The sequence below is a fragment of the Epibacterium sp. Ofav1-8 genome, from assembly GCF_022348185.1.
Lineage (GTDB): Bacteria > Pseudomonadota > Alphaproteobacteria > Rhodobacterales > Rhodobacteraceae > Epibacterium.
Genome location: NZ_JAKRFD010000003.1, coordinates 364,515 through 385,083 on the forward strand (window position 1 = coordinate 364,515; position 20,569 = coordinate 385,083).

Sequence of the window (20,569 nt, forward strand, 5' to 3'; positions counted from 1 at the left end):
GCCCTGATCCGGTTGGGCCCTGCGGGTTGGGGGTGGCGCCGGGCCAAAGGCCCGGCGCCACCCCCAACGCCTTTTCGGCGTTTTGCGCATGCAAAACACCAAAAGGGGGCGGGAGCGCCCCCGTTTTCCCCTTCACAGGGGAGGTGTGCGGGGGTCTGATGGGGCGCTCATGCTGAGGGTTGCGCCTGACAGGCGCATCGGGTCACCATTTGGGGCAATGGGCTGAGAGAAGGACAACGATCATGATCACGCGGATGGTGTCACTTCTGGGTGGGGCGGGCGCAGGTGTGGGCCTGTCACAGTTTCCCGCCTATGCGCAGGCCTATCTGCAACGGCTGGGTGGTCACGTGGACGCGCTGCGCCGCACGGTGGCGGAGTTTGATGCCGATGCGGCGGCGCTTGGGCTGGAGCGGCATGCGGCGCTGGTGCAACTGGCCCAGGGGGGCGAGATGGGGGCCGCGCGCGCCGAAACCATGGCGGCCACCATCGACCGCTATGGTCGCCTGTCGTCTGACTTGCGTGAGTTGAGCGCCATGGCCCCGGTGGAGCGCGCGCTGCATCTGGGGCGCTTTGCCGAAAGCGAGATCGCCTCTGCCACGCTTCAGGCGTTTGAGCCTGCGGTGCCGGTCTCGCTTGATGCGATGATGCTGGCGGCGGTGGGGGTGCTGGCGGGCAGTGGTCTTATCTGGGGGCTGATGGCGGGGGGGCGGCGTCTCTTTGCCCGCAGTGCGCGCCGCCGCGACAGGCTTGCTTGACCGCACATCCCCGCGCCCCTAGGGTCTGCGCGACAGGCGCTCTGCCTTGGCGGAGCCGCATTTTCATCGCAAGAGGAAGACCGCCTAAATGGCTGCACCTGCGCCTTTTTCCCGTTTCGAATGGATGATTGCCTGGCGCTATTTGCGCGCCCGCCGCAGCGAAGGCGGCGTGTCGGTGATGACCTGGATTTCCCTCATCGGCATCACGCTGGCGGTCTTTGCGCTGATCGCGACACTGGCGGTGCGCTCAGGCTTTCGGTCGGAATTTGTGGGCACCATTTTGGGCGCCAACGCCCATGCCACGGTCTATGCCCACGGCGAAGTCACCGAAGCCGGCACGCTTGATCGACGCATCACCGATTATGCCGCATTGGCGGAAGCGGTAGGGCAAGTGCCCGGCGTGTTGCAGGCGGCCCCGCTGATCAAAGGTCAGGTGATGGCCAGCCGGGGCGACCGTAACGCCGGTGTGCAGGTCTATGGTATCCACGCCGCGGATCTGGCCGAGATTCCGGGTGTTGCTCAAAGCGACGCGGCCTATGGCGATCTCGGCCGTTTTGACGAAGGAATTGCGATCGGATCGGGTGTCGCGCGCGCCCTGGGCCTGAGCATCGGGGACAAGGTCAAGCTGATCTCGCCCAACGGCGTCAAGACCGCCTTTGGCACCAGCCCACGCGTGAACGCCTATGAGGTGGTCTATGTCTTTACCGCCGGGCGTTATGACATCGACAACACCCGCGCCTATCTGCCCTTCGCCGAGGCGCAGAGCTATTTCAATCGCGAAGGTGCGGCAGATGAGATCGAGGTGATGGTTGATGACCCCGAGCGGGTGGATCAATACATCCTGCCGCTGGTGCAGGCAGCGGGGCAAAGCTATGGCGTCTGGAGCTGGCGCGACAGTTCGGGCGGTTTCCTGCGCGCGCTGGAGGTCGAGGACAACGTGATGTTCGTGATCCTGTCGATCCTGGTGCTGATTGCGACGATGAACATCGTCTCCGGCCTGATCATGCTGGTAAAGAACAAGGGGCGCGACATCGGCATCCTGCGCACCATTGGCCTCAGCGAAGGCTCGGTGATGCGGGTGTTTTTCATTTGCGGGTCGATTACCGGGGTGATCGGCACCCTGCTTGGGGTGATCCTTGGCTGTCTGTTTGCGATCTATATCGACCCGATCTTCTCGTTTGTGAATTACGTCATGGGCGGCGGGGTCTGGGATCCGTCGATCCGGGGCATCTACGCGCTACCGGCTGAACTGCGGGCGGGCGATGTGATCAAGGCCGTGGGCCTGTCGCTGGGTCTGTCGTTTGTTGTCACCATTTTCCCGGCCCGCCGCGCGGCGCGGCTGAACCCTGTGGAGGCGCTGCGCTATGAGTGAGATCACCTTGCAGATCGAAGGGCTGAGCAAGACCTATCTGGCGGGCACGCCGGGGGAGGTCTCGGTCCTGCGCGGAGCAGACCTGACCCTGCGCGCGGGCGAAGTTGTGGCGCTGGTGGCGCCCTCCGGCGCGGGCAAATCAACGCTGTTGCAGATCGCGGGGCTGCTGGATGTGGCCGATGCGGGCACGGTGCAGATCGGCGGGCAGGACATGACCGGAGCGGGCGAGCGCAAGCGCACACGGGTGCGGCGGCAGGATGTGGGCTTTGTCTACCAGTTCCATCACCTGCTGCCGGAGTTCACGGCGCTGGAAAACATCGTTCTGCCGCAGCTTGCCAATGGGGTATCCCAACGCGCGGCAGAGGCGCGCGGCGTCGAACTCTTGGCGCTTGTGGGGCTGAAGGACCGCGCCGCGCATCGACCGGCAGCGCTGTCCGGGGGCGAGCAACAACGGGTGGCGTTTTGCCGGGCGCTGGCCAACAGCCCGCGTATCCTGCTGGCGGATGAGCCGACCGGGAACCTCGATCCGGCGACCTCGGATCAGGTGTTTGAGGTGTTGATGCGGCTGGTGTCGGAAACCGGCCTGTCGGCGCTGATCGCGACCCATAATCTGGAGCTTGCATCGCGGATGGACCGGGTACTGCATCTGGAGGACGGGGTGCTGCGCGCAGGCTGACCCCGGCGTGCAAGCCGCAGCGGTCGGGGTGGCACTCAGGTTGGGCTCAGGCGGCGATCTGGGTGATCCAGACCCCGGCGGCCATGACCGAGATCCCCAGTGCGCGGGTCCAGGTCAACGGGCTGATCTGGGCGCCAAAGAGGCCGAAATGGTCGATCGCCGCAGCCGAGAGGAGCTGGCCCAGAAGCACGAAGAACACCGCGTTGCCGACCCCGAAATGGGGGGCCACATGGGTGATCGACAGGACATAGAAGGCCACCAGCACCCCGCCGAGCAAGAGATGCCGGGGCGCGATCATCACCTGCGACAGGGTCTTGGGCCCGACAAGCGCATAGAACCCGAGCGCGGCGACAAAGGCCACCGCAAACAACACCACGCAGGCGGCCCCCGGCGCGCCGAGGACCTGCCCCAGCCGCGCGTTGAGGGCGGCGAGAACGGGGATCCCGATCCCGGCTGCCAGCATGATCAGTGCAAATTGGGTCATTTCGCTTGTCCTCCCCATGACCGCTCCCCCTGCCGATTGCGTGCCGGAGCAGAATGCGGCGCAGGCCAGAAGGGGGCAAGCGCTATCCGTGTGCCCGCGTATTTCTACGCAACGTTACCCAGGACGTAACTATACGGCGGGGATCAGTCGCAAATCCCGTCGATGCGCACGTCCTTCCAGGGCAGCAGCACATCGCTCTCGCGGCTCTGCGGCAGGTCGGAGACCGGCATCTCCGCCGCGAGCATGCGATGCAGGCGATGGGTGCGCTCGGCGCGCGGGGCCAGGGCCCGGCAGCAGACGTATTCCTCGACGATGGTGCCTTGTTGTTCGTAGCCGAAAGAGAGGAAATCCGCCTCTCGATCCGGGTCGAACAGATAGGGATCGGGCGAGGTGCCGTGTTCGAGCAGCGCCTTCAGCGGCGTATAGCCGGTGCGGTCGCGGTTCTGCCATTGCCAGACATGGGTGGCCTCATGCGCCAGCAGCATCGCTTCGACCAGCGGCAGGGTGTCGGGATAGTCCGGGGTGTAATCGGGCAGATACCATTCGCGGGTGAAGAAGATGCGGTTGAAGATCGCCACCGCGGCCGGAGAGGCGGTGACCACCTCGCCGGCGGGACGCGGCGGCAGGATGCGCTCGCGGCAGGTGGTGCGGGGGCGCTGCAGGCGGCGGAAGGTGACGGCCCGCAATGGTGCGCCCTCGACCAGACGCAGGCGGGCATAATCCAGACTGTCGCCATGCAGCGTGCCGAGGAACATGCGTTCGCGCTCGGTCGGGCTGCGGCCGCAGGCGGCGAGCAGGGCCAGCAGGAGGAGCAGAACCCTAGACACTGTAGGCCAGCACCTGGCTGATTTCGCTGAGGGACCGGCCCGACTGCGCGGCCCAGTGGTTGAAGGCCTCCTGCACGGCCCGCAGCGCCCGTTTCGAGGTGGCGGGCTTGTCGATCACCCCTTCGGCGACCAGCCGTGCGGTCACGTCGGTCGAGAGGATGAACGCATCCCGCCCGGCAAAGCGCATGGCATATTGCCCCGTGGCGGCACCAAGACGGCTGCCGCGGGTCTTCAGCATCTCCAGCAGGCCGATGTAGTCCTGCGACGGCCAGCCGCCGAGCACCTTGCCCGCGCCGCCCGCGTCGCGCAGCTCCATCAGGAAGGCGGCATTGTCGCGTACCGACTGGATCTTGGCACCGTTGCGCACGATCTCGGTGTTGCGCAGATGGGCGTCGAGCTGTGCGTCATCCATGAAGGCGTTGCGGCCGACGTCAAAGCCGTCAAAGGCGCGTTCGAACCCGTCCCATTTGGCCGCGATGACCTTCCAGTTGAAACCGGCGTTGAAGACGCAGCGGGTCATCACCGACAGCCAGCGATCCTCGGGCAGGGCGGTGATCTGCGGGTCGGGCTTTGTCAGCTTGCCGTCCAGCGCGGCGGGGCCGCCGTGGCGGTCGGCGGCGATGGCGAAGATTTCGTCGAAATGGCGCATGCGGCGCGGCTCCTCAGGCGGGCAGGTAGAAGGTGGCGGTTGCGGTGGCAACCAGTTTGCCGCTGGCCTCGTCGGTCATCTCGGCGCGCCAGACGCTGAGGGCGCGGCCCGGTTTCACCAGCTGCGCGCGGCACAGGATCGCGGCTCCGTTGCCGGGGCGCAGGAACTGGCAGTGCAGATCGGTGGTGGCCAGGGGCAGCATCCGCCCTGCATGCGACATCGCCCCCAGCACCATGGCGGTATCCGCCAGCGCCATCAGCGCCTGACCGGAGACGATGCCCCCAACCCGGGCAAGCGCCGGCGTGACCGGCATCCGCAGCACGGTGCTGTCGGGGGCGGTCTCGACCACCGTCAGTTCCAGCGCCTGCACCCAGGGGGCAAAGGCATCGGCCAGGATCTGTTGCAGATCGTCCTTGGTCATGGTCTGTCTCCCTGTTGCCTCCTTGCCGCCCTCTTGCCGCGACCTTAGCGCGGGCGGGGGCGCAGCTCCACGACGGATTTGCCGAGCCGAAACGGGGCCGCAAAACTGACCAGGCACAGCGCCAGAACCTGGAGCGCGAGGATATAGGCATTCTCTTCAAGGGTTTGCCATTCGTCCTTGAGGCGGGCAAGCAGCGTGACCAGATCCTCGTAGGCGCGGGCGAGGATCAGGAAATCCCCGGCGATGGCGGGCACCTTGCGGCGCAGGCTGGTCACGGCGGCCTCGGTGTCGGGATCAAGGGCGGCAAAGACCACAAAACTGGCCGGATCAAAGCTGTCGACCGAACGCGCCATGGCCTTCATGTCGTCGCCAAAGACCGAGAGCGCGCGCAGCGGGGCGACGCTGTCGGTGACGGCGGTGAAAAAGGGCAGGCCGCGGGTGTCGGCGGTGGAGGCGGAGAGGAACTCGACCTTGTCGCAGAGCGCGGCGATGTCGCTGTCATAGGCGGGCTCGCAAAAGCGCAGGCGAAAGCGGGCGGCGTCGCGGTCAAAGGCCTGGGTGGCGGCATAGGCCACATCCACCTGCCTGTCGAGGCGCGAGGTATCGGCGGAATAGATCCCGGCGACCACCGCCACCAGGGCGCCGATGCCGCCGAGGATGACCCAGACCAGATCGGCCAGCCGCCAGGCGCGGTGGCCGGCGGGTTTGCGAAACAGCAAGGCGGTGCCGAGGCTCCCGGTGGCAAAGCACAGGATCAGCAACAGCAGCTGGTTGTCGGCGATGAAATTCATGGCGTGCCGCTGCCCCTCCCTGCGCGTGGCGGTGCGCAGAGGTTAGGCGGTTGCGCCGCCTGCGATCAATCTGTTGTCGGCGGCCCTCACAAAGAAGTGGGCGGGCGTGGGACAAATGGCGGCGCCGCCACGGGGTTTGAGGTCCCGCGGGAGGCGGAGAGATGGCGCGGGTTTCCCCGCGTCTGGCCGGATCCCCTGCACCCGGGTGAGGGTGGTCTCTGGGGCCCTGTTCTCCTGTCGGGCACGGGGTGTCAGGCCGTGCCCTGTGGGTGTTGCAACGCAGGCGAGTATGGCAGGTGCGGGTTGAGACCGCGTGAGGCGGGCGCGCGCCGGGGGCGCAACGGGCTGTGTTGGCGGGGCGCTTACATGCGGCCCTTGGTGACCTGGCGGATCAGGCTCTCTTCCTTCTCCTTGCCGAGTTTTTCCTTCTTGGCCAGCGTCTTGACCAGCTTCACGGCCTCGTCCTTGCGGTCGCTGTTGGTGAGGATGAAGATCTCGAACAGGGTCTTGTCGTCCTTGATCCCCTGGGCCTTGGCTTCCTTCTTGGCGTCGGTCTGGCCGAGCTGCTTGATGACGAAATCGCGGAAGGTCTTGGAGTCGAAGAACTCGCTCCGGTAATGGTCGAGCGGGCCGGTGATGAATTTCTGCGCCTTCTTGAGGATCACCTTGAAGGCGGCATCGCGCGGGGTGTCGCTCTCGGCTTCCTGCTTGAGCAGGGAATAGATGTTGATCGGCAGGTCGACGCGCTGCGCGTCCGGCAGGGCCTCGTCGAAATAGGCGCGGAAGAGGCCGGGGCCGTCCTGTTTGTTCATCATCGCAATGGTGCATTTGATATGGGGCAGCAGCACTTTCTTTTCGCGTGCGATCCAGTTGCCGAAGGTGTTGCGCATGCTGTTGTGCTTGAGCATGCCGGGGATGTCGGCGGGAAAGGCTTTGCCTGCGATCTTGATGGTCTCGGCCATGGGGGTGTCCTCTGAGCAATTGATTTGGGTTGATGCTGAGGAAACACCGGGGGGCCGGGGATTATTCGGGGGCGGCGGCGGATTTCTTCGCGATCGAGGTGGGGGCGCTGCCCCCTCTTGCCCGTGCCGGGCAATTCACCCCCGGGATATTTGCGAGAAGATGAAGTGTGGGCGGAGCGCCGGTCCCCGGGCGCAGCCCAAAGTGGACGCCGAAGTGCAGCGTTTGCAGGAGTTGCCTTGGGGCGTGGCGCGCAGCGGCACGGCCCGCGCCTGACCTTACGTCCGGGAGTTCGTCCCGGACCGCGCAGCGGCAAACAGTGCGGGGCACTGTTTGGGGTAAGAACGGGCGGAGCCCCGCGCTGCAACACCTGCCCCAAAATGCACCGCCTGCAGGAATTCCCCTTGGGACGTGGGGCGCAGCGGCACGGCCCGCGCCTGACCTTCCCCCCGGGAAGGCGCATTCGCACCTCCCCAAGGTCAGGCGCGGGCCTTGTGGTGCATACCGTGTGCAGGAAAGCGCGCCTTGACCCCGGTCTGCCTAGTCACCTTTAGGTGTTTTCATCGTCATCGTCATCGTCATCGTCATCGTCATCGAAGTGTGGCAGTAGTGTGTCGGATACCTTAAATTTTAGCAAAGTTCTAAGGATGTTTTGGTTTTCTCGTATTTCAACTCCTGCAGAAATTAGTTTTTCTTCGAGTTGTTCAATGCCAGTAACGGACATGTATTTTGGTAGCCGGCGTTTAAGTACTGCGCGTTTATTGCTTTGTAGAATTTTCAGGTACTTGTCGAAGTCGTTAGCTGCCATGGCCAGTGAAAGGTAACCTGAAACAGTGTCGGTCTTTTGGTCTTTTTTGAGTTTTTCGCCGGGAAAATCACGAAGAAAATCTCTTAGTTCACCTACCGTCTTTATATTGTACTCCGAGAGATCTTGGAGAATGTTCTGGTAGTCTACGTTATCAGGAGGCGAAAGTTTTATGCCGTGGCGTTCGGCGAATTTTTTAGAGACAACTTCCAAGGATGTATCGGATAGTTCGTCCTTCGTGATTTCCTCATTGGCCTCGTTCTTCAGGTCGTCTCTGTAGTTTTTGGCGTCTTTGTTGAGGCTGTCCAATTGTAAATCAACAGATTCAAGGGTCGCTGCGATCAAGTTCAATTTGCGCTGTAGCCGCTTTGGCAAAGCCTGACTGGATTTGTAGTTTTGTTTGTGCTCAATTTCGGCCCAAGTATGCGTAAGGGCAGTTCGAATCTGCACCTCAAATGGCATGTTACAGATGCCGCTGTACTCTTTGTGTGCCGCTCTCTTAACTCCCAAGTGGCAAATCAAGTGCAGTGAGCGGTAGCCAACGACGTTTGGGGCATCAGGAAACCGCTTGTCCACGCTGTTGTCTTCGTCAATCGAAAATGTTTGGCGTAAAGCATCAGCCGCTCTATCCACATCAGATTCAAGGTACACAATCGTCCTGAGGCCGACGAAGTCAGTTATTTGCGCGAAGGGGTCTTCGTAATTTTTTTGGAGAAACTTTTCGAGCGCGCTTTCAGGAGATTTGATTCTCGACTGCACTTGTAGGACGGGGATGCCTTCATCGCGCAGAACATCCTCTACAATGCTATGAGCGTTTTTTTGCAGTTTTTCAAGCTGGGGGTGTATTTTTTTGTATTTACGTGGAAAGCCGAAATTTTCGAAGAATGCATTTTCTGTCTTAGACATCCAGCTCCTCCACGAACTTCGCGTTCTCTTGAATATACTGGAAGCGCAGTTCGGGTTTCTTGCCCATCAGACGCTCCACCAGGTCGCCCGTCTCGCCGGGTTCGTCCTCGTCGATGGTGACCCGGATCAGCTTGCGAGTCTTGGGGTCCATGGTGGTCTCTTTCAGGTCCTTGGCGTCCATCTCGCCCAGACCCTTGAAGCGGCTCACGTCGATCTTGCCTTTGCCGCCCAAACCCTTCTCCAACCACATGTCGCGCTCGGCCTCGTCGAGGCAATAGACGCGTTTTGCGCCTTGCGTCAGGCGGAACAGGGGCGGGCAGGCCAGATAGAGGTGGCCGCCGTCAATCAACGGGCGCATCTGGGTGAAGAAGAAGGTCATCAGGAGAGAGGCGATATGGGCGCCGTCGACATCCGCGTCGGTCATGATGATGATCTTGTCATAGCGCAGATCGTCGAGGTTGAACTTGGTGCCAAGCCCGACGCCGAGGGCTTCGCACAAATCGCGGATCTCGGCGTTTGAACTGAGCTTGTTGGAGGCGGCGCCCAGCACGTTGAGGATCTTGCCCTTGAGCGGCAAGAGCGCCTGGTATTCGCGCGAGCGCGCGCCCTTGCCGGAGCCGCCCGCAGAGTCGCCCTCGACGATGAACAATTCGGTGCCGCTGCGGTCCTTGGAGGTACAGTCGGTGAGCTTGCCGGGCAGGCGCAGCTTCTTGGTGGCCGATTTGCGCTGGGTCTCTTTCTCCTGCTTGCGGCGCAGGCGTTCCTCGGCGCGCAGGATCAGGAAATCGAGGATGGCACCGGCGGATTTGGTATCGGCGGCAAGCCAGTTGTCGAAGTGGTCGCGGACCGAGTTTTCGACCATCTTGGCCGCGCCCTCGGTGGAGAGGCGATCCTTGGTCTGGCCGACAAAGGCCGGGTCGGCGATGAAGCAGGAGACCAGCGCGCAGCCGCCCGCCATCAGGTCGTCGCGGGTGATCTGGGCGGCCTTCTTGTTGCCGACCAGCTCGCCATAGGCCTTGATGCCCTTGAGGATCGCGGCCCAGAACCCGGCGACATGGGTGCCGCCCTCGGGCGTGGGCACGGTGTTACAGTAGCTCTGGGTGAAGCCGTCGCGCGAGGGCGTCCAGTTGATCGCCCATTCCACATAGCCCGGCTCGCCGAATTTCTCGCGGAACTCCACCTTGCCGGCGAAGGGCGCATCCGCATAGACGGAGGATTTGCCCAGCACCTCGGTCAGGTAGTCCTTGAGGCCGCCGGGGAAGTGGAAGGTGGCCTCGGTCGGGGTTTCAGTGTCGTCGATGGCGGATTTCCAGCGGATCTCGACGCCGGAGAACAGATAGGCCTTGGAGCGCACCAGTTTGAACAGGCGCGCGGGCTTGAAGCGATGCGAGCCGAAGATCTCCTCGTCGGCGTGGAAGGTCACCGTGGTGCCGCGCCGGTTGGGGGCGGCGCCGATCTTTTCCACCCCGCCCAGGGGCTTGCCGCGCGAGAACCGCTGTTCGAACAACTCCTTGTTCTTGGCCACCTGCACCACCAGCGAATCCGAGAGCGCGTTCACAACCGAAGAGCCGACCCCGTGCAGGCCGCCCGAGGTCTGATAGGCCTTGCCGGAGAACTTGCCGCCCGCGTGCAGGGTGCAGAGGATCACCTCCAGCGCCGATTTGTCAGGAAACTTCGGATGCGGGTCGATCGGGATGCCGCGGCCGTTGTCGCGCACCGTCAGCGAGTAGTCGGCGTGCAGCTCCACCTCGATGCGGTTGGCGTGGCCGGCGACGGCCTCGTCCATGGAGTTGTCGAGGATCTCGGCCACCATGTGGTGCAGCGCGCGCTCGTCGGTGCCGCCGATATACATGCCGGGGCGCTGACGCACGGGTTCGAGGCCCTCGAGGACTTCGATGGAGGAGGCGTCATAGGTTTCAGACGAGGACGGGCTCAGGAGATCGTCGGCCATGTGCGGATCGCTGCTCATTCGTTTGGTTTGGTTGGCAGCCATTATGGCGCATGTGATCGGGCGGGGGAAGGGGCCAGCGCGGCCTGTGGATAAGGGCGCCCCGGGGGGAGGGACGGCCCGGAGGGTCAGCCTTCGGCGGCGGCCGCACGGGTGGCCTGACGCAGATCCTGGGGGACGGGCGTCGGCGTGAGGGTGAAAGCCTGCTGGCCACCTGAGGGTCCGGGCGCAACCAGAAAGAAGCCCGAGATCCGCTGAACCCAACGCCCCACGCCGCCGCTGGAGGATGGGGGGATCTGGACGTCCGCCCCCGGAATGCTGTGATCAAGCGCGAAATCCACGGCGAACAGCGACGCGGAGGGCTGTTGAACGCCCCCCTCGGTGATGCAGGTGCTGTTCGGATCGAGGGACCAGAACACATAGGAGCTCGCGTCCGGGGCGGCGCTCATGCCAGCGGGCGGATCGCCGTCACAGGCCGGTGTGCGGCGCGGCGACAGCTCGTTGACGTAGACGGAGAGGTCCAGAAAGACCGGGGTGTTGGCCTGCTGGGTCAGGAACGCGTGCAGCGCCGCATTGTCGCCGTCGTGCAGCTGGCTGGCATCGGTGCTGGCGGTGCCGTCGAAATAGGCCAATGTCGGCGTTGGGCGCAGCCGATCCCAGAAGTAGCCGATGCCGGTTGCAATGCCCAGGAGCGCCGCAACCAGGGCTGTGATGCGCTCAACGCGTCCAATGGCCACGATGGAACCTCCGTTTGTCTGTTTTTGGTGCAGCCCGAGTTGACCCTTTGGGGGTGGGCTGCTCAATGTGCTGTTCAAACAGGCGCAGCTTAGCAAACGGGGGACACAGGTCCATGGGCAAGAACGGCATGCTGGAGCCCGACGACTGGAGTGCGTTTCGGGCCGAGGCGCGGCGGATGCTGGATGCGGCGATCAGCCAGATGCAGGTGGCGCGCAACCGGCCCTGGCAGCCGGTGCCGGAGGATCTGGAGGCGCGCTATGCCATCGGGCAGGCGGATCAGGGCGATCTGGTGGCGCGGCTGGTCGAGGATGTGCTGCCGCATCACGGCGGCAATATCCATCCGCGGTTCTGGGGCTGGGTGCAGGGCAGCGGTCTGACCTCCGATCTGATCGCGGGCATGGCAGCGGCGGCGGTGAACGCCAATTGCGGTGGCCGCGACCATGGCGCCAACCGGATGGAGCGTGCGGTGATCGACTGGGCGCGCCGGATCATGGGCTTTCCCGAGGCGGCCAGCGGTGTCCTGACCACCGGCACCTCGCAGGCCACGGTGCTGGCCTTTCAGGCGGCGCGGCTGCGGGTGATCCCGGATCTGCGACAGGCGGGGCAGGGCGATCTGCGGCTTACCGCCTATGCGGGGGCGGGCGTGCACAATGCCACGGTAAAGGCGCTGGAGCTGCTGGGCATCGGGGCGGACAACCTGCGTCAGGTGCCCTTGCGCGAGGGCCGCATGGACCCGGATGCGCTGCGGGACATGCTGGAGGAGGACCGCGCCGCAGGGGCGCGGCCCTTCCTGATCGTCGGCACCGCGGGATCGGTGGATCTGGGGCTGTTTGACGATCTCGAAGTGCTGGCGGATGTGGCGGCGCAAGAGGGGCTGTGGCTGCATGTGGACGGGGCCTTTGGCGCCTGGACCCGGCTGGCGGAGCCGCCCTGGCGCGCGCTCAGCGAGGGCATCGAGCGGGCCGACAGCATTGCGCTGGATTTCCACAAGTGGATGTATGTGGGCTATGACTGCGGGCTGGTGCTGATGCGGGACGAAAGCGCCCATCGCGCGGCCTTTGCGGCGCGGCCGGCCTATCTGGATGGCGCGCCGGAGGGGCTGGCGGGGGGCGAACCGTGGTTCTGCGACTATGGCATCGACCTCAGCCGGGGCAACCGCGCGATCAAGGTCTGGTGCGCGCTGGAGATGTTCGGCGAGGCAGCCTTTGCCGCGGCGATCACCGACAACTGCCGGCTGGCGGCAGAGATGGGCGCGCAGATCGACGCGACAGAAGGGCTGGCATTGATGCACCCGGTGGTGTCCAACGTCTGTGTGTTCACCGCCGCCCCGGAGGCCCCGCCCGAACGGCAGTCGCAGATCAATGCGCAGATCGCCACGGCGCTGCAACTGGCCGGTGTGGCGGTGTTTTCAACGACGCGGATCGGCGGCCTCACCGCCCTGCGCGCCGCGATCACCAACCACCGCACCCGAAGCGCGGATATTGCCGCGGCATTGGCGGCGATCACGCAATTGCGACGCGCCGACTGACGTCAGCGGGGCGCCCGGTCTTGCATTCGATGCCGGGCGGGGTAGCTTTGACGCAGGTGTATGTCTGGAGGTGCCGATGCCGTGGATTGAAACCGTTCCCTTTGAAGAGGCAACCGGCAAGTTGCGCAAGCTGTATGACCGGGTGGCCGGGCCGGAGGGGAACGTCGACAACATCATGATGGTGCATGGGTTGCGGCCCCATTCGATGGAAGGGCATATGGCTCTTTACAAGAATGTGCTGCATCACACCGGCAACACGCTGCCCAAATGGGTGCTGGAAATGCTGGGGGTCTGGGTCTCGGCGCTGAACGGTTGCGCCTATTGCGTCGAGCATCACTTTGCCGGGCTGACGCGGCTGATGCAGGATGACGACCGCGCCGCGGCGATCCGGGCGGCGATCGAGGCGCGCGACGTGGAGGCGCTGCCGGTGCGCGAGGCCGAACGGGCGGCGATGGTCTATGCCCGCAAGCTGACCGAACGCCCCGCCGCGATGGAGATCAACGACGTCTGGGCGCTGAAGGATGCCGGGCTGAGCGATGGCGAGATCCTGGAGATCAACCAGGTCGTGGCCTATTTCGCCTATGCCAACCGCACGGTGCTGGGGCTGGGCTGCTCGACCGAGGGCGATGTGCTGGGCCTCAGCCCGGGCAACAGCGAGGACCCGCAGGACTGGGGGCATCGCTGACATGGCCGCCTTGCGGGCAAAAACCGGCCCATGCGGCCGCGCCCCGGCCTCGCGCCGCTTGAGCCGGGCGGAGACAACGCATAGATGTTATAACATGATACGACCGCTCTCCCTCTCCCTCTCCCTCTGCCTGCTGCTGCTTGTCCCGGCGCCGCTGCGCGCCCATCCGCATATCTTTGTGGACACGGGGCTGACGCTGGAGGTCACTCCGGACGGGGAGTTGACGGCGGTGGAGGTCACCTGGGCCTATGATGATTTCTACTCGCTGCTGATCTTTGAGGATCTGCGGCTCGACAGTGATTTTGACGGCCGCCTGACCGTGGCGGAGCTGGAGCAGCTGCGGGGGTTCGACCTCAACTGGTCGCCGGGGTTCAAGGGTGACCTGTACCTGTCGGCGGGCGGAGAGGCGCTGGCGCTGGGCGCGCCCGAACATCTGAGCACGGAGGTCGAGCAGGGGATCATCACCACCCGCCACCGGCGCGTGCTGGCCGAAACAAACCCGGTGCAGGCGGCGGGGGTCACGGTCAAACCCTATGATCCGACCTATTACACCGCCTATGACCTGAGCCGCGGGGTCGAGGTCACCGGCCCCTGTACCGCGTCGATCACGCCCCCCAATCTGGATCAGGCCTATACGATGGTCGAAGAACTGCTCTATGCGATGCCGACGGACCAGGCCGAGGAGTCCTATCCGGAGGTGGGCGCGGCCTTTGCCGCCACCGTGTCGCTGGCCTGCGAGGGCTGAGATGGCACGACCGATCCTGACCGCGCTGGGGGCGGTGACGCTGCTTGGGGTGCTGGGGCTGGCGCTCTGGCTTTGGGGCTTTGGCGGTGCAGATCCGCTGCTGCGGGCCGCCGCCGAGGCGCAGCGCGAGGCGCAGAACGCCATGGCGCAGGGGCTGCGGGCGCTGAAGGCCGGCGCACCCGGCGCCTGGTGGAGCCTGATGGGGGTCTGCTTTGCCTATGGGTTCTTTCACGCCGCCGGACCCGGCCATGGCAAGCTGGTGATCGGTGGCTATGGATTGGGCCGTGCGGTGACCCTATGGCGGCTGTCGGGGCTGGCGGTGGCCTCGTCCCTGGCGCAGGCCGCCAGTGCGGTGCTGCTGGTGCTGAGCGGCGTCTGGCTGTTCGACTGGGGCCGCGAACGTCTGACCGCCACCGCCGAAGATCTGCTGGCGCCGGTGTCCTACGGGCTGATGGCGGTGCTGGGCCTCTATCTGATGCTGCGCGGCCTGCGCCGGGCGCTGCGTCTGCGCTCCGAAGCCGCCCCGGTTGGTGGGGGTGATCCGCAGGGCGATACGCACCATCACCATGGACACGATCACAGTCATCATCACGACCACCATGACCACAGCCATGACCACGGGCCGGGAGAGGTCTGTGCAAGCTGCGGCCATCGCCACGGCCCCACGCTGGAGGAGGCGGCGCGGCTGACCTCCTGGCGCGAGGCGTTGGCGATTGTCCTCAGCATTGCGGCGCGGCCCTGTACCGGCGCGGTGTTCCTGTTGCTGCTGACCTGGCGGCTGGACGTGCTGGCGGCCGGGGTCGCGGGCACCTTTGCCATGGGGCTGGGCACTGCCAGCGTAACGCTGAGCGTGGCGCTGTTGGCAGCCGGGGTGCGCGGTGGCCTGCTGGCGCGGGTGCTGGGGCAGGGCGGGACCGGGAGCATCCGGCTGGCGGCGGCGCTTGAGGTCTGCGCCGGTCTGCTGGTGACGGCCCTGTGCCTGCAACTGCTGCTGCGCAGCCTCTGAGGGCTGCGCCCCCGCGCGCCCGTGCCCCCATCGCATGATCGCGCTGCTTGCGGAAACGCTATAGCCTGACCGGCCCGGTCCGGTTCGGTTCGGGCGGCCGCGATCCCCTTTTCATGTGTTGTGGCGGGCGGAGACATCCTGCGCCCCGGTTCCAAACCCTGCCCACACCGGTGATGCCGACCTTGCGCGCGTGCCCACCGGCGGCGCGAGATCGCACCGTTGGAGCGCGGCCTGGATTGCCTCGCCCGCGCCCCCGCACTGCGCGAGAAGACGCTATAGGCGGGGTTTCGCGTCTTTTCGGTGCCTCATTGTTGTGCAATTGTATCGGTACGCGACGCCGTCTTGCCGCCACCGCGGACCCGGCCTAATGCCAGTGTCAGAAGGAGGCCGTGCACATGGCAAGCAATACATCCGCTCCCCCGCCCCAAGGGTCTCTGACCGCGCCGACGTCGCCGGTTCAGATGAGTTATGGCGGCCATGTCCGCGCGCTGTCGATCCTCGGCCTGCCGCTGATCGGCGGGCATCTGGCGCAATTTGCCATCGGTCTCACGGATACGGTGATGCTGGGCTGGTACGGTGTTGCCGAGCTGGCGGCGGTGACGCTGGCGCAGAGTTTCTTTTTTGTGTGGTTCATTCTCGGGGCCGGGTTTGCCTTTGCGGTGATGCCGATGGTGGCCTCGGCGGCAGCGACCGACGATCACCGCCGCATCCGCCGCGCCACCCGCATGGGGCTGTGGCTGTCGGTGGTGTATGGCGCGCTGTCGATGCCCTTGATGTGGTATTCCGAGGCGATCCTGCTGGCGGCGGGTCAGGAGCCGCAGGTCGCTGCGGATGCTGGTACGTATCTGCGGATCGCGGGCTGGGGCATCTTTCCGGCGCTGCTGGTGATGGTGCTGAAGTCCTACCTCGCCGGGCTGGAGCGCACCCAGGCGGTGCTGTGGATCACGGTGCTGGCGGCGGTGGTCAACGCGATGGTGAACTACGTGCTGATCTTCGGCCATTTCGGGTTTCCGGAACTGGGGTTGCAGGGCGCGGCGCTGGCCTCGCTGGCGACGCAGACGGTGTCCTTGCTGGCGGTGGTGGCCTATGCGCTGTGGCGCTTGCCGGAGCATGACCTGCTGCGCAACCTGCAGCGCCCGGACTGGGAAATGATGCGCGAGATCGTGCGCCATGGTCTGCCGATCGGTCTGACCACCCTGTGCGAGGTCAGCCTGTTCTCCGCCTCCGCCCTGATGATGGGCTGGCTGGGCACGGTGCCCCTGGCCGCGCATGGGATTGCGGTGTCGGTGGCGGGGCTGACCTTCATGGCGCATCTGGGCCTGTCCAATGCCGCCACCATCCGGGTGGGCAACGCGCTGGGGCGCGGTGACAAGGCGCATATGGTGCGCGGCGCGGTGGTGGTCACGCTGGCCTCGCTGCTGATCGCGGTGGCCACGGCGCTGGTGTTCTTCCTGGCGCCGGAGCCGCTGATCCTGCTGTTCCTCGACCCCGACGATCCGCAGAGGCCCGAGATCCTGGCGATCGGCATTTCGCTGCTGGCGATGGCGGGGCTGTTCCAGCTGATGGATGGCATGCAGGCGATCGCGCTGGGGCTGCTGCGGGGGCTGTTGGATACCGGCGTGCCGATGGTGATGGCGGCGCTCAGCTATTGGGCGGTCGGGGTGCCGACCTCCTATATCCTGGGCTTCCGGGCCGAGATGGGCGGCGTCGGCGTCTGGATCGGGCTGATCCTAGGCCTGAGTACGGCAGGTGTGTTGCTGCTGGTGCGGTTCTGGCTGCATGCGCTGAAACGGATCGACACGCCGCCCCCCGGCGATGTGCCGCCGACGGATGCGATGGCGGGTCCAGCCTGAGGCGCGGCGGGTGCGACAGGTGCTCCGGTGTCGTGATTGAGCAGGCTGTGCGGTCTTGTGCTGCGCGTTAAGCGCATCGCGGCGCTATGCCGACGTGTCCGGGCTGTTCTGACCAAGCCGGTCGGCCTTCTTGCGCACCAGCACGTTGCGCAGGTCGTGCATGGCCAGCAGCAGGGCATCGGTGATCTGATCGAGCTGGGCCTCCGAGGCGCGCGATTGTGCCCATTGGGCGGTGAGGTTCAGGTGGTCCACCGTGCGCAGGATGTCATCCACCTCGCGCGTGGCCAGGAGGGCGCTGCGATCCTGCATCCAGGCCTCGATGGCGCTGCGATCCTCGGCGCTCAGCACCCGGTCGCCATGCGGTTTGATGTCCCGCTTGCGCAGGTTCACCACCGCGATCTGATCCATCTCGATGCGGCGGTTGCGGCTCTCTGCGTCGACGCGAAACACCTGGGCGCCGTTTTCTCGGATGCGGAAATAGTAGTCGGGCAGGGTGGTGGTCATCTGGTTTCCTGAGCGAGATCCGGTGTTTGGCGCAGGGTAGCAGTCTGGAACACCAGAGCAAGCCCTTCCCACCGCCGGGGCATGCGCCAGGTGCGCCGCACAGACGGGCGGGGGCGCTCCCGCCCATGCAGGACCCCTGCCTGTCGGCACGTGTCCTTGGCCTGGTTGGGCCCGGCGGCGGCCGCGCCGCAGGCGCGGCCGCCGCCCCACCGCGATGCGCAACGCGCAGCGCAACACCTCTGAGCGGTTCAGAGAAGGGATTTCCCTTTAAAACCGTGAGGTGTGTGCGAGAAGGGGCAGGTCCCTCCTGCCAGTCGGCGTCCTGTCACGCGTCGTCCTGACCATCTTCGTCCGGCTCGCAGCGATTGCCAGCGTATTGGCGCGTCCCGGGCAGGGGGCGTAGCCAGGTTTCGCGACGCCGGGTCCACAGCTCATAGCTGGGTTCGAATTGATCGGCGTCATCCAGCGCGCCAAGGTGGATTTCAACCTCTCCCCCGCTGGTGGCATAGACCGAAGACCCGCAGGTCGGGCAGAAGCAGCGCCCCTGGTAGCACCGTACATCGCCGGTCACACTCAGCTGTTCGGGCGCAAAGACAGCGGCCGCATAGAAGGGCGCGCCGTGGTGTTTGCGGCAGTCGAGGCAGTGGCACAGGCCGACACGATCTGGCGCGCCGGTCACGGTGAAACGCACGCGCCCGCACAGGCAGCCGCCGGTTCTGACGGTCATGGCAGGTCTCCTTTTGGCGGCGGAGCTGGTCTGTCCAGGTCCGGTTGGTCCTCCCCTCGCGGTGATCAGCCCAGCCCAGCGGCAGAAGCCAGCGCGCCTGATCCTCGCCGCCCAGCCCTGATCGCCCCCGCTACGCGGGCGTTCGATCATGTCTTCGGGTCATGACCGGGGCGCTGCGCCAACTGCGACAGGCGCTCCGGAGCCGGGAGGGTCAGCGCAGCGCGGCGCAGAAGCGCTGGATGCGGCTGCAGGCTTCCTTGAGGGCCGCATCCGAAGTGGCGTAGCTGACGCGGAAATTCGGTGACAGGCCAAAGGCCGCGCCAAAGACCACCGCCACATCGGCCTCTTCCAGAAGCGCGGTGGCAAAGGCCTCGTCATCGGTGATCCTGGTGCCGGCGGGCGTGGTCTTGCCGATCAGCCCGGCGATCGACGGGTAGACGTAAAAGGCCCCCTCCGGCACCGGGCAGGTCAGCCCCTCGATCTCGGACAGCATCGACACCACCAGGTTGCGGCGGCGTACGAAGATCTCGTTGTTGGCGGCGAGGAAATCCTGCGGGCCGGTCAGCGCCTCGAGCGCGGCATATTGGCTGACCGAACAGGGGTTCGACGTGGACTGCGACTGCACCTTGCGCATGGCGGCGATCAGCGGCTCGGGGCCGGCGGCATAGCCGATGCGCCAGCCGGTCATCGCATAGGCCTTGGAGACGCCATTGCAGGTCAGCGTGCGGTCATAAAGGCCGGGTTCCACCTGCGCCGGGGTGCAGAATTCGAAATCATCATAGGCGAGATGTTCGTACATGTCGTCGGTCATCACCCAGACATGCGGGTGGCGCAGCAGCACATCCGTCAGCGCCTTGAGTTCACTGCGCGAATAGCCCGCGCCGGTGGGGTTGGAGGGCGAGTTGAAGATGAACCATTTGGTCTTTGGCGTGATCGCCGCCTCCAGCTGCTCCGGCGTCAGCTTGAAGCTGGTCTCGAGACTCGCCTCCACCGCCACCGGCGTGCCACCGGCCAGCAGCACCATGTCGGGATAGCTGACCCAATAGGGTGCCGGGATGATCACCTCGTCGCCGGGATTGAGCGTCGCCATCAGCGCATTGTACAGCGTCTGCTTGCCCCCGGAATTCACCGTGACCTGCGCCGGCGTGTAATCCAAGCCGTTGTCGCGTTTGAACTTCTCACAAATCGCCTGCTTCAGCTCGGGAATGCCGTCGACGGCGGTGTATTTGGTCTTGCCCTCGGCGATGGCGCGCACCGCGGCGTCCTTGATGGACTGCGGCGTGTCGAAATCGGGCTCGCCGGCTCCCAGGCCGATCACGTCGCGTCCCGCGGCTTTCAACTCGCGCGCCTTGTTGGTGACCGCGATGGTCGGCGAAGGTTTGACGCGGGAAAGTGTCGCAGAAAGAAAGGACATGTCGGACCTCGGTTTGAATGTCATGTGCAAACCTCTTAGGGTGTGCTCAAACGGCAATCAAGTCATCCACGAAGGAGAGACCACATGACCGACACCACGACGGATTGGTACGGCCCCGATGCAGCAACATTCGGCGACCGCGTGGCGGCGGCGCGGGAAAGCGCGGGCATGTCCCAGGGCCAGCTCGCGCGCCGCATGGGCGTGAAGAAAACCACCCTGGTGGGCTGGGAGCAGGACCTGTCGGAGCCGCGTGCAAACAAGCTGTCGATGCTTTCGGGCCTTTTGAATGTCTCCATGAGCTGGCTGCTGACCGGCGAGGGCGACGATCTGTCGGTGCCGACAGAGGACACGCTGGGCGAAGACATGGCGGCGATCGCGCGCGAATTGCGCAGCCTGCGCGAGGATCTGCGGATGCAGGCCGAACGCGCCGGGCGTCTGGAAAAGACCCTGCGGCGTCTGGCGGCCGCGCAGGAGCCGGCGCAATGATCGAGGCCGACGCCGGCCCGGAAAACAGGGAGATCCGCATCAAGCGGCTCTCCATGCGCTCCATGCGCCGGGGGATCAAGGAAATGGACATCCTGCTGTCGGGCTATGCGGCAGCGAATCTGGCCGCGATGAGCGACGAAAAACTGGATCTCTATGACCTGCTCCTGCGGGAAAATGACCAGGATCTTTACCAATGGGTAACCGGTCAGGCCCCCGCGCCGGATCAATTTCACGCGCTGGTCGACGAGATCTCTCGAACATACCAAAAATAAAAGAGAAATCCGGTTTA

22 protein-coding genes are annotated in these 20,569 nt (G+C 65.1%); 10 read left to right on the top strand and 12 right to left on the bottom strand.

The features are described from left to right. Nucleotides 1–242: 242 nt before the first annotated feature. The 3 genes from MHM97_RS07020 to MHM97_RS07030 all read left to right on the top strand — a co-directional run bounded on the left by MHM97_RS07020 (nucleotide 243) and on the right by MHM97_RS07030 (nucleotide 2,803). Nucleotides 243–755, top strand: coding sequence for a DUF2937 family protein (locus MHM97_RS07020; protein WP_239321193.1), 513 nt, complete (start codon nucleotides 243–245; stop codon nucleotides 753–755). Between the two features lie 88 nt (nucleotides 756–843). After that, complete coding sequence (locus tag MHM97_RS07025) at nucleotides 844–2,127, top strand: lipoprotein-releasing ABC transporter permease subunit (protein WP_239321196.1); 1,284 nt, start codon at nucleotides 844–846, stop codon at nucleotides 2,125–2,127. Beyond that, the gene (locus MHM97_RS07030) at nucleotides 2,120–2,803 is read left to right on the top strand and encodes an ABC transporter ATP-binding protein (RefSeq protein WP_239321199.1); all 684 of its coding nucleotides are present in this window, start codon (nucleotides 2,120–2,122) and stop codon (nucleotides 2,801–2,803) included. Before MHM97_RS07025 ends, MHM97_RS07030 begins: the two co-directional genes overlap by 8 nt. Before the next feature lie 46 nt (nucleotides 2,804–2,849). Here MHM97_RS07030 and MHM97_RS07035 read toward each other — a convergent pair whose 3' ends face one another. The 9 genes from MHM97_RS07035 to MHM97_RS07075 form a co-directional block, all read right to left on the bottom strand. Beyond that, complete coding sequence (locus tag MHM97_RS07035) at nucleotides 2,850–3,287, bottom strand: DMT family transporter (RefSeq protein ID WP_239321202.1); 438 nt, start codon at nucleotides 3,285–3,287, stop codon at nucleotides 2,850–2,852. A 143-nt stretch (nucleotides 3,288–3,430) separates the two neighbouring features. Beyond that, nucleotides 3,431–4,114 (bottom strand): hypothetical protein, encoded by a 684-nt coding sequence (locus MHM97_RS07040; protein WP_239321205.1) that lies wholly within the window; start codon nucleotides 4,112–4,114, stop codon nucleotides 3,431–3,433. Continuing rightward, a complete protein-coding gene (locus tag MHM97_RS07045; RefSeq protein ID WP_239321206.1) occupies nucleotides 4,107–4,763 on the bottom strand; it encodes a DNA-3-methyladenine glycosylase I in 657 nt (218 codons plus the stop codon). The genes MHM97_RS07040 and MHM97_RS07045 overlap by 8 nt, the downstream gene beginning before the upstream one ends. A 13-nt stretch (nucleotides 4,764–4,776) precedes the next feature. Further along, nucleotides 4,777–5,184, bottom strand: coding sequence for a PaaI family thioesterase (locus tag MHM97_RS07050; RefSeq protein WP_239321207.1), 408 nt, complete (start codon nucleotides 5,182–5,184; stop codon nucleotides 4,777–4,779). 44 nt (nucleotides 5,185–5,228) lie between these two features. Next, nucleotides 5,229–5,975 carry a hypothetical protein gene (locus MHM97_RS07055; RefSeq protein WP_239321210.1) on the bottom strand — a complete coding sequence of 249 codons (747 nt, stop codon included), beginning with the start codon at nucleotides 5,973–5,975 and terminating at the stop codon, nucleotides 5,229–5,231. Between the two features lie 362 nt (nucleotides 5,976–6,337). Further along, entirely contained in the window at nucleotides 6,338–6,937 is a 600-nt protein-coding gene (locus tag MHM97_RS07060) for a hypothetical protein (RefSeq protein WP_239321213.1), read from the bottom strand. Nucleotides 6,938–7,485: 548 nt separating this feature from the next. Further along, nucleotides 7,486–8,646 (bottom strand): GTP pyrophosphokinase, encoded by a 1,161-nt coding sequence (locus tag MHM97_RS07065; RefSeq protein ID WP_239321216.1) that lies wholly within the window; start codon nucleotides 8,644–8,646, stop codon nucleotides 7,486–7,488. Continuing rightward, a complete protein-coding gene (parE, locus tag MHM97_RS07070) occupies nucleotides 8,639–10,597 on the bottom strand; it encodes a DNA topoisomerase IV subunit B (RefSeq protein ID WP_239321219.1) in 1,959 nt (652 codons plus the stop codon). The genes MHM97_RS07065 and parE overlap by 8 nt, the downstream gene beginning before the upstream one ends. Nucleotides 10,598–10,722: 125 nt before the next feature. After that, entirely contained in the window at nucleotides 10,723–11,331 is a 609-nt protein-coding gene (locus tag MHM97_RS07075; protein ID WP_239321221.1) for a hypothetical protein, read from the bottom strand. 113 nt (nucleotides 11,332–11,444) lie between these two features. On the opposite strand from MHM97_RS07075, the gene MHM97_RS07080 reads away from it, so the two are divergent. From MHM97_RS07080 to MHM97_RS07100, 5 genes are all read left to right on the top strand, one after another. Further along, complete coding sequence (locus tag MHM97_RS07080) at nucleotides 11,445–12,860, top strand: pyridoxal phosphate-dependent decarboxylase family protein (RefSeq protein WP_239321224.1); 1,416 nt, start codon at nucleotides 11,445–11,447, stop codon at nucleotides 12,858–12,860. 76 nt (nucleotides 12,861–12,936) lie between these two features. Further along, a complete protein-coding gene (locus MHM97_RS07085; protein WP_239321227.1) occupies nucleotides 12,937–13,545 on the top strand; it encodes a peroxidase-related enzyme in 609 nt (202 codons plus the stop codon). Nucleotides 13,546–13,639: 94 nt separating this feature from the next. Beyond that, a complete protein-coding gene (locus tag MHM97_RS07090) occupies nucleotides 13,640–14,290 on the top strand; it encodes a DUF1007 family protein (protein ID WP_239321230.1) in 651 nt (216 codons plus the stop codon). 1 nt (nucleotide 14,291) lies between these two features. Beyond that, nucleotides 14,292–15,296, top strand: coding sequence for a nickel/cobalt transporter (locus tag MHM97_RS07095; protein ID WP_239321232.1), 1,005 nt, complete (start codon nucleotides 14,292–14,294; stop codon nucleotides 15,294–15,296). 461 nt (nucleotides 15,297–15,757) lie between these two features. Next, nucleotides 15,758–17,149: an MATE family efflux transporter gene (locus MHM97_RS07100; RefSeq protein WP_239321418.1), complete on the top strand. Its 1,392-nt coding sequence runs from the start codon at nucleotides 15,758–15,760 to the stop codon at nucleotides 17,147–17,149. 84 nt (nucleotides 17,150–17,233) lie between these two features. Here MHM97_RS07100 and MHM97_RS07105 read toward each other — a convergent pair whose 3' ends face one another. The 3 genes from MHM97_RS07105 to MHM97_RS07115 form a co-directional block, all read right to left on the bottom strand. Further along, on the bottom strand, nucleotides 17,234–17,653 hold the full coding sequence (locus MHM97_RS07105) for a hypothetical protein (protein WP_239321235.1): 420 nt from the start codon (nucleotides 17,651–17,653) through the stop codon (nucleotides 17,234–17,236). 325 nt (nucleotides 17,654–17,978) lie between these two features. Next, the gene (locus MHM97_RS07110; RefSeq protein ID WP_239321237.1) at nucleotides 17,979–18,380 is read right to left on the bottom strand and encodes a GFA family protein; all 402 of its coding nucleotides are present in this window, start codon (nucleotides 18,378–18,380) and stop codon (nucleotides 17,979–17,981) included. A 211-nt stretch (nucleotides 18,381–18,591) separates the two neighbouring features. Further along, nucleotides 18,592–19,794 carry a pyridoxal phosphate-dependent aminotransferase gene (locus MHM97_RS07115; protein WP_239321419.1) on the bottom strand — a complete coding sequence of 401 codons (1,203 nt, stop codon included), beginning with the start codon at nucleotides 19,792–19,794 and terminating at the stop codon, nucleotides 18,592–18,594. Nucleotides 19,795–19,878: 84 nt separating this feature from the next. Between MHM97_RS07115 and MHM97_RS07120 the strand changes: the two genes are divergently transcribed. Together MHM97_RS07120 and MHM97_RS07125 are read left to right on the top strand one after the other, a co-directional pair. Then, on the top strand, nucleotides 19,879–20,280 hold the full coding sequence (locus tag MHM97_RS07120; protein WP_239321240.1) for a helix-turn-helix domain-containing protein: 402 nt from the start codon (nucleotides 19,879–19,881) through the stop codon (nucleotides 20,278–20,280). After that, nucleotides 20,277–20,552, top strand: coding sequence for a succinate dehydrogenase assembly factor 2 (locus MHM97_RS07125; RefSeq protein ID WP_239321242.1), 276 nt, complete (start codon nucleotides 20,277–20,279; stop codon nucleotides 20,550–20,552). The genes MHM97_RS07120 and MHM97_RS07125 overlap by 4 nt, the downstream gene beginning before the upstream one ends. The last annotated feature ends 17 nt before the right edge of the window (nucleotides 20,553–20,569 follow it).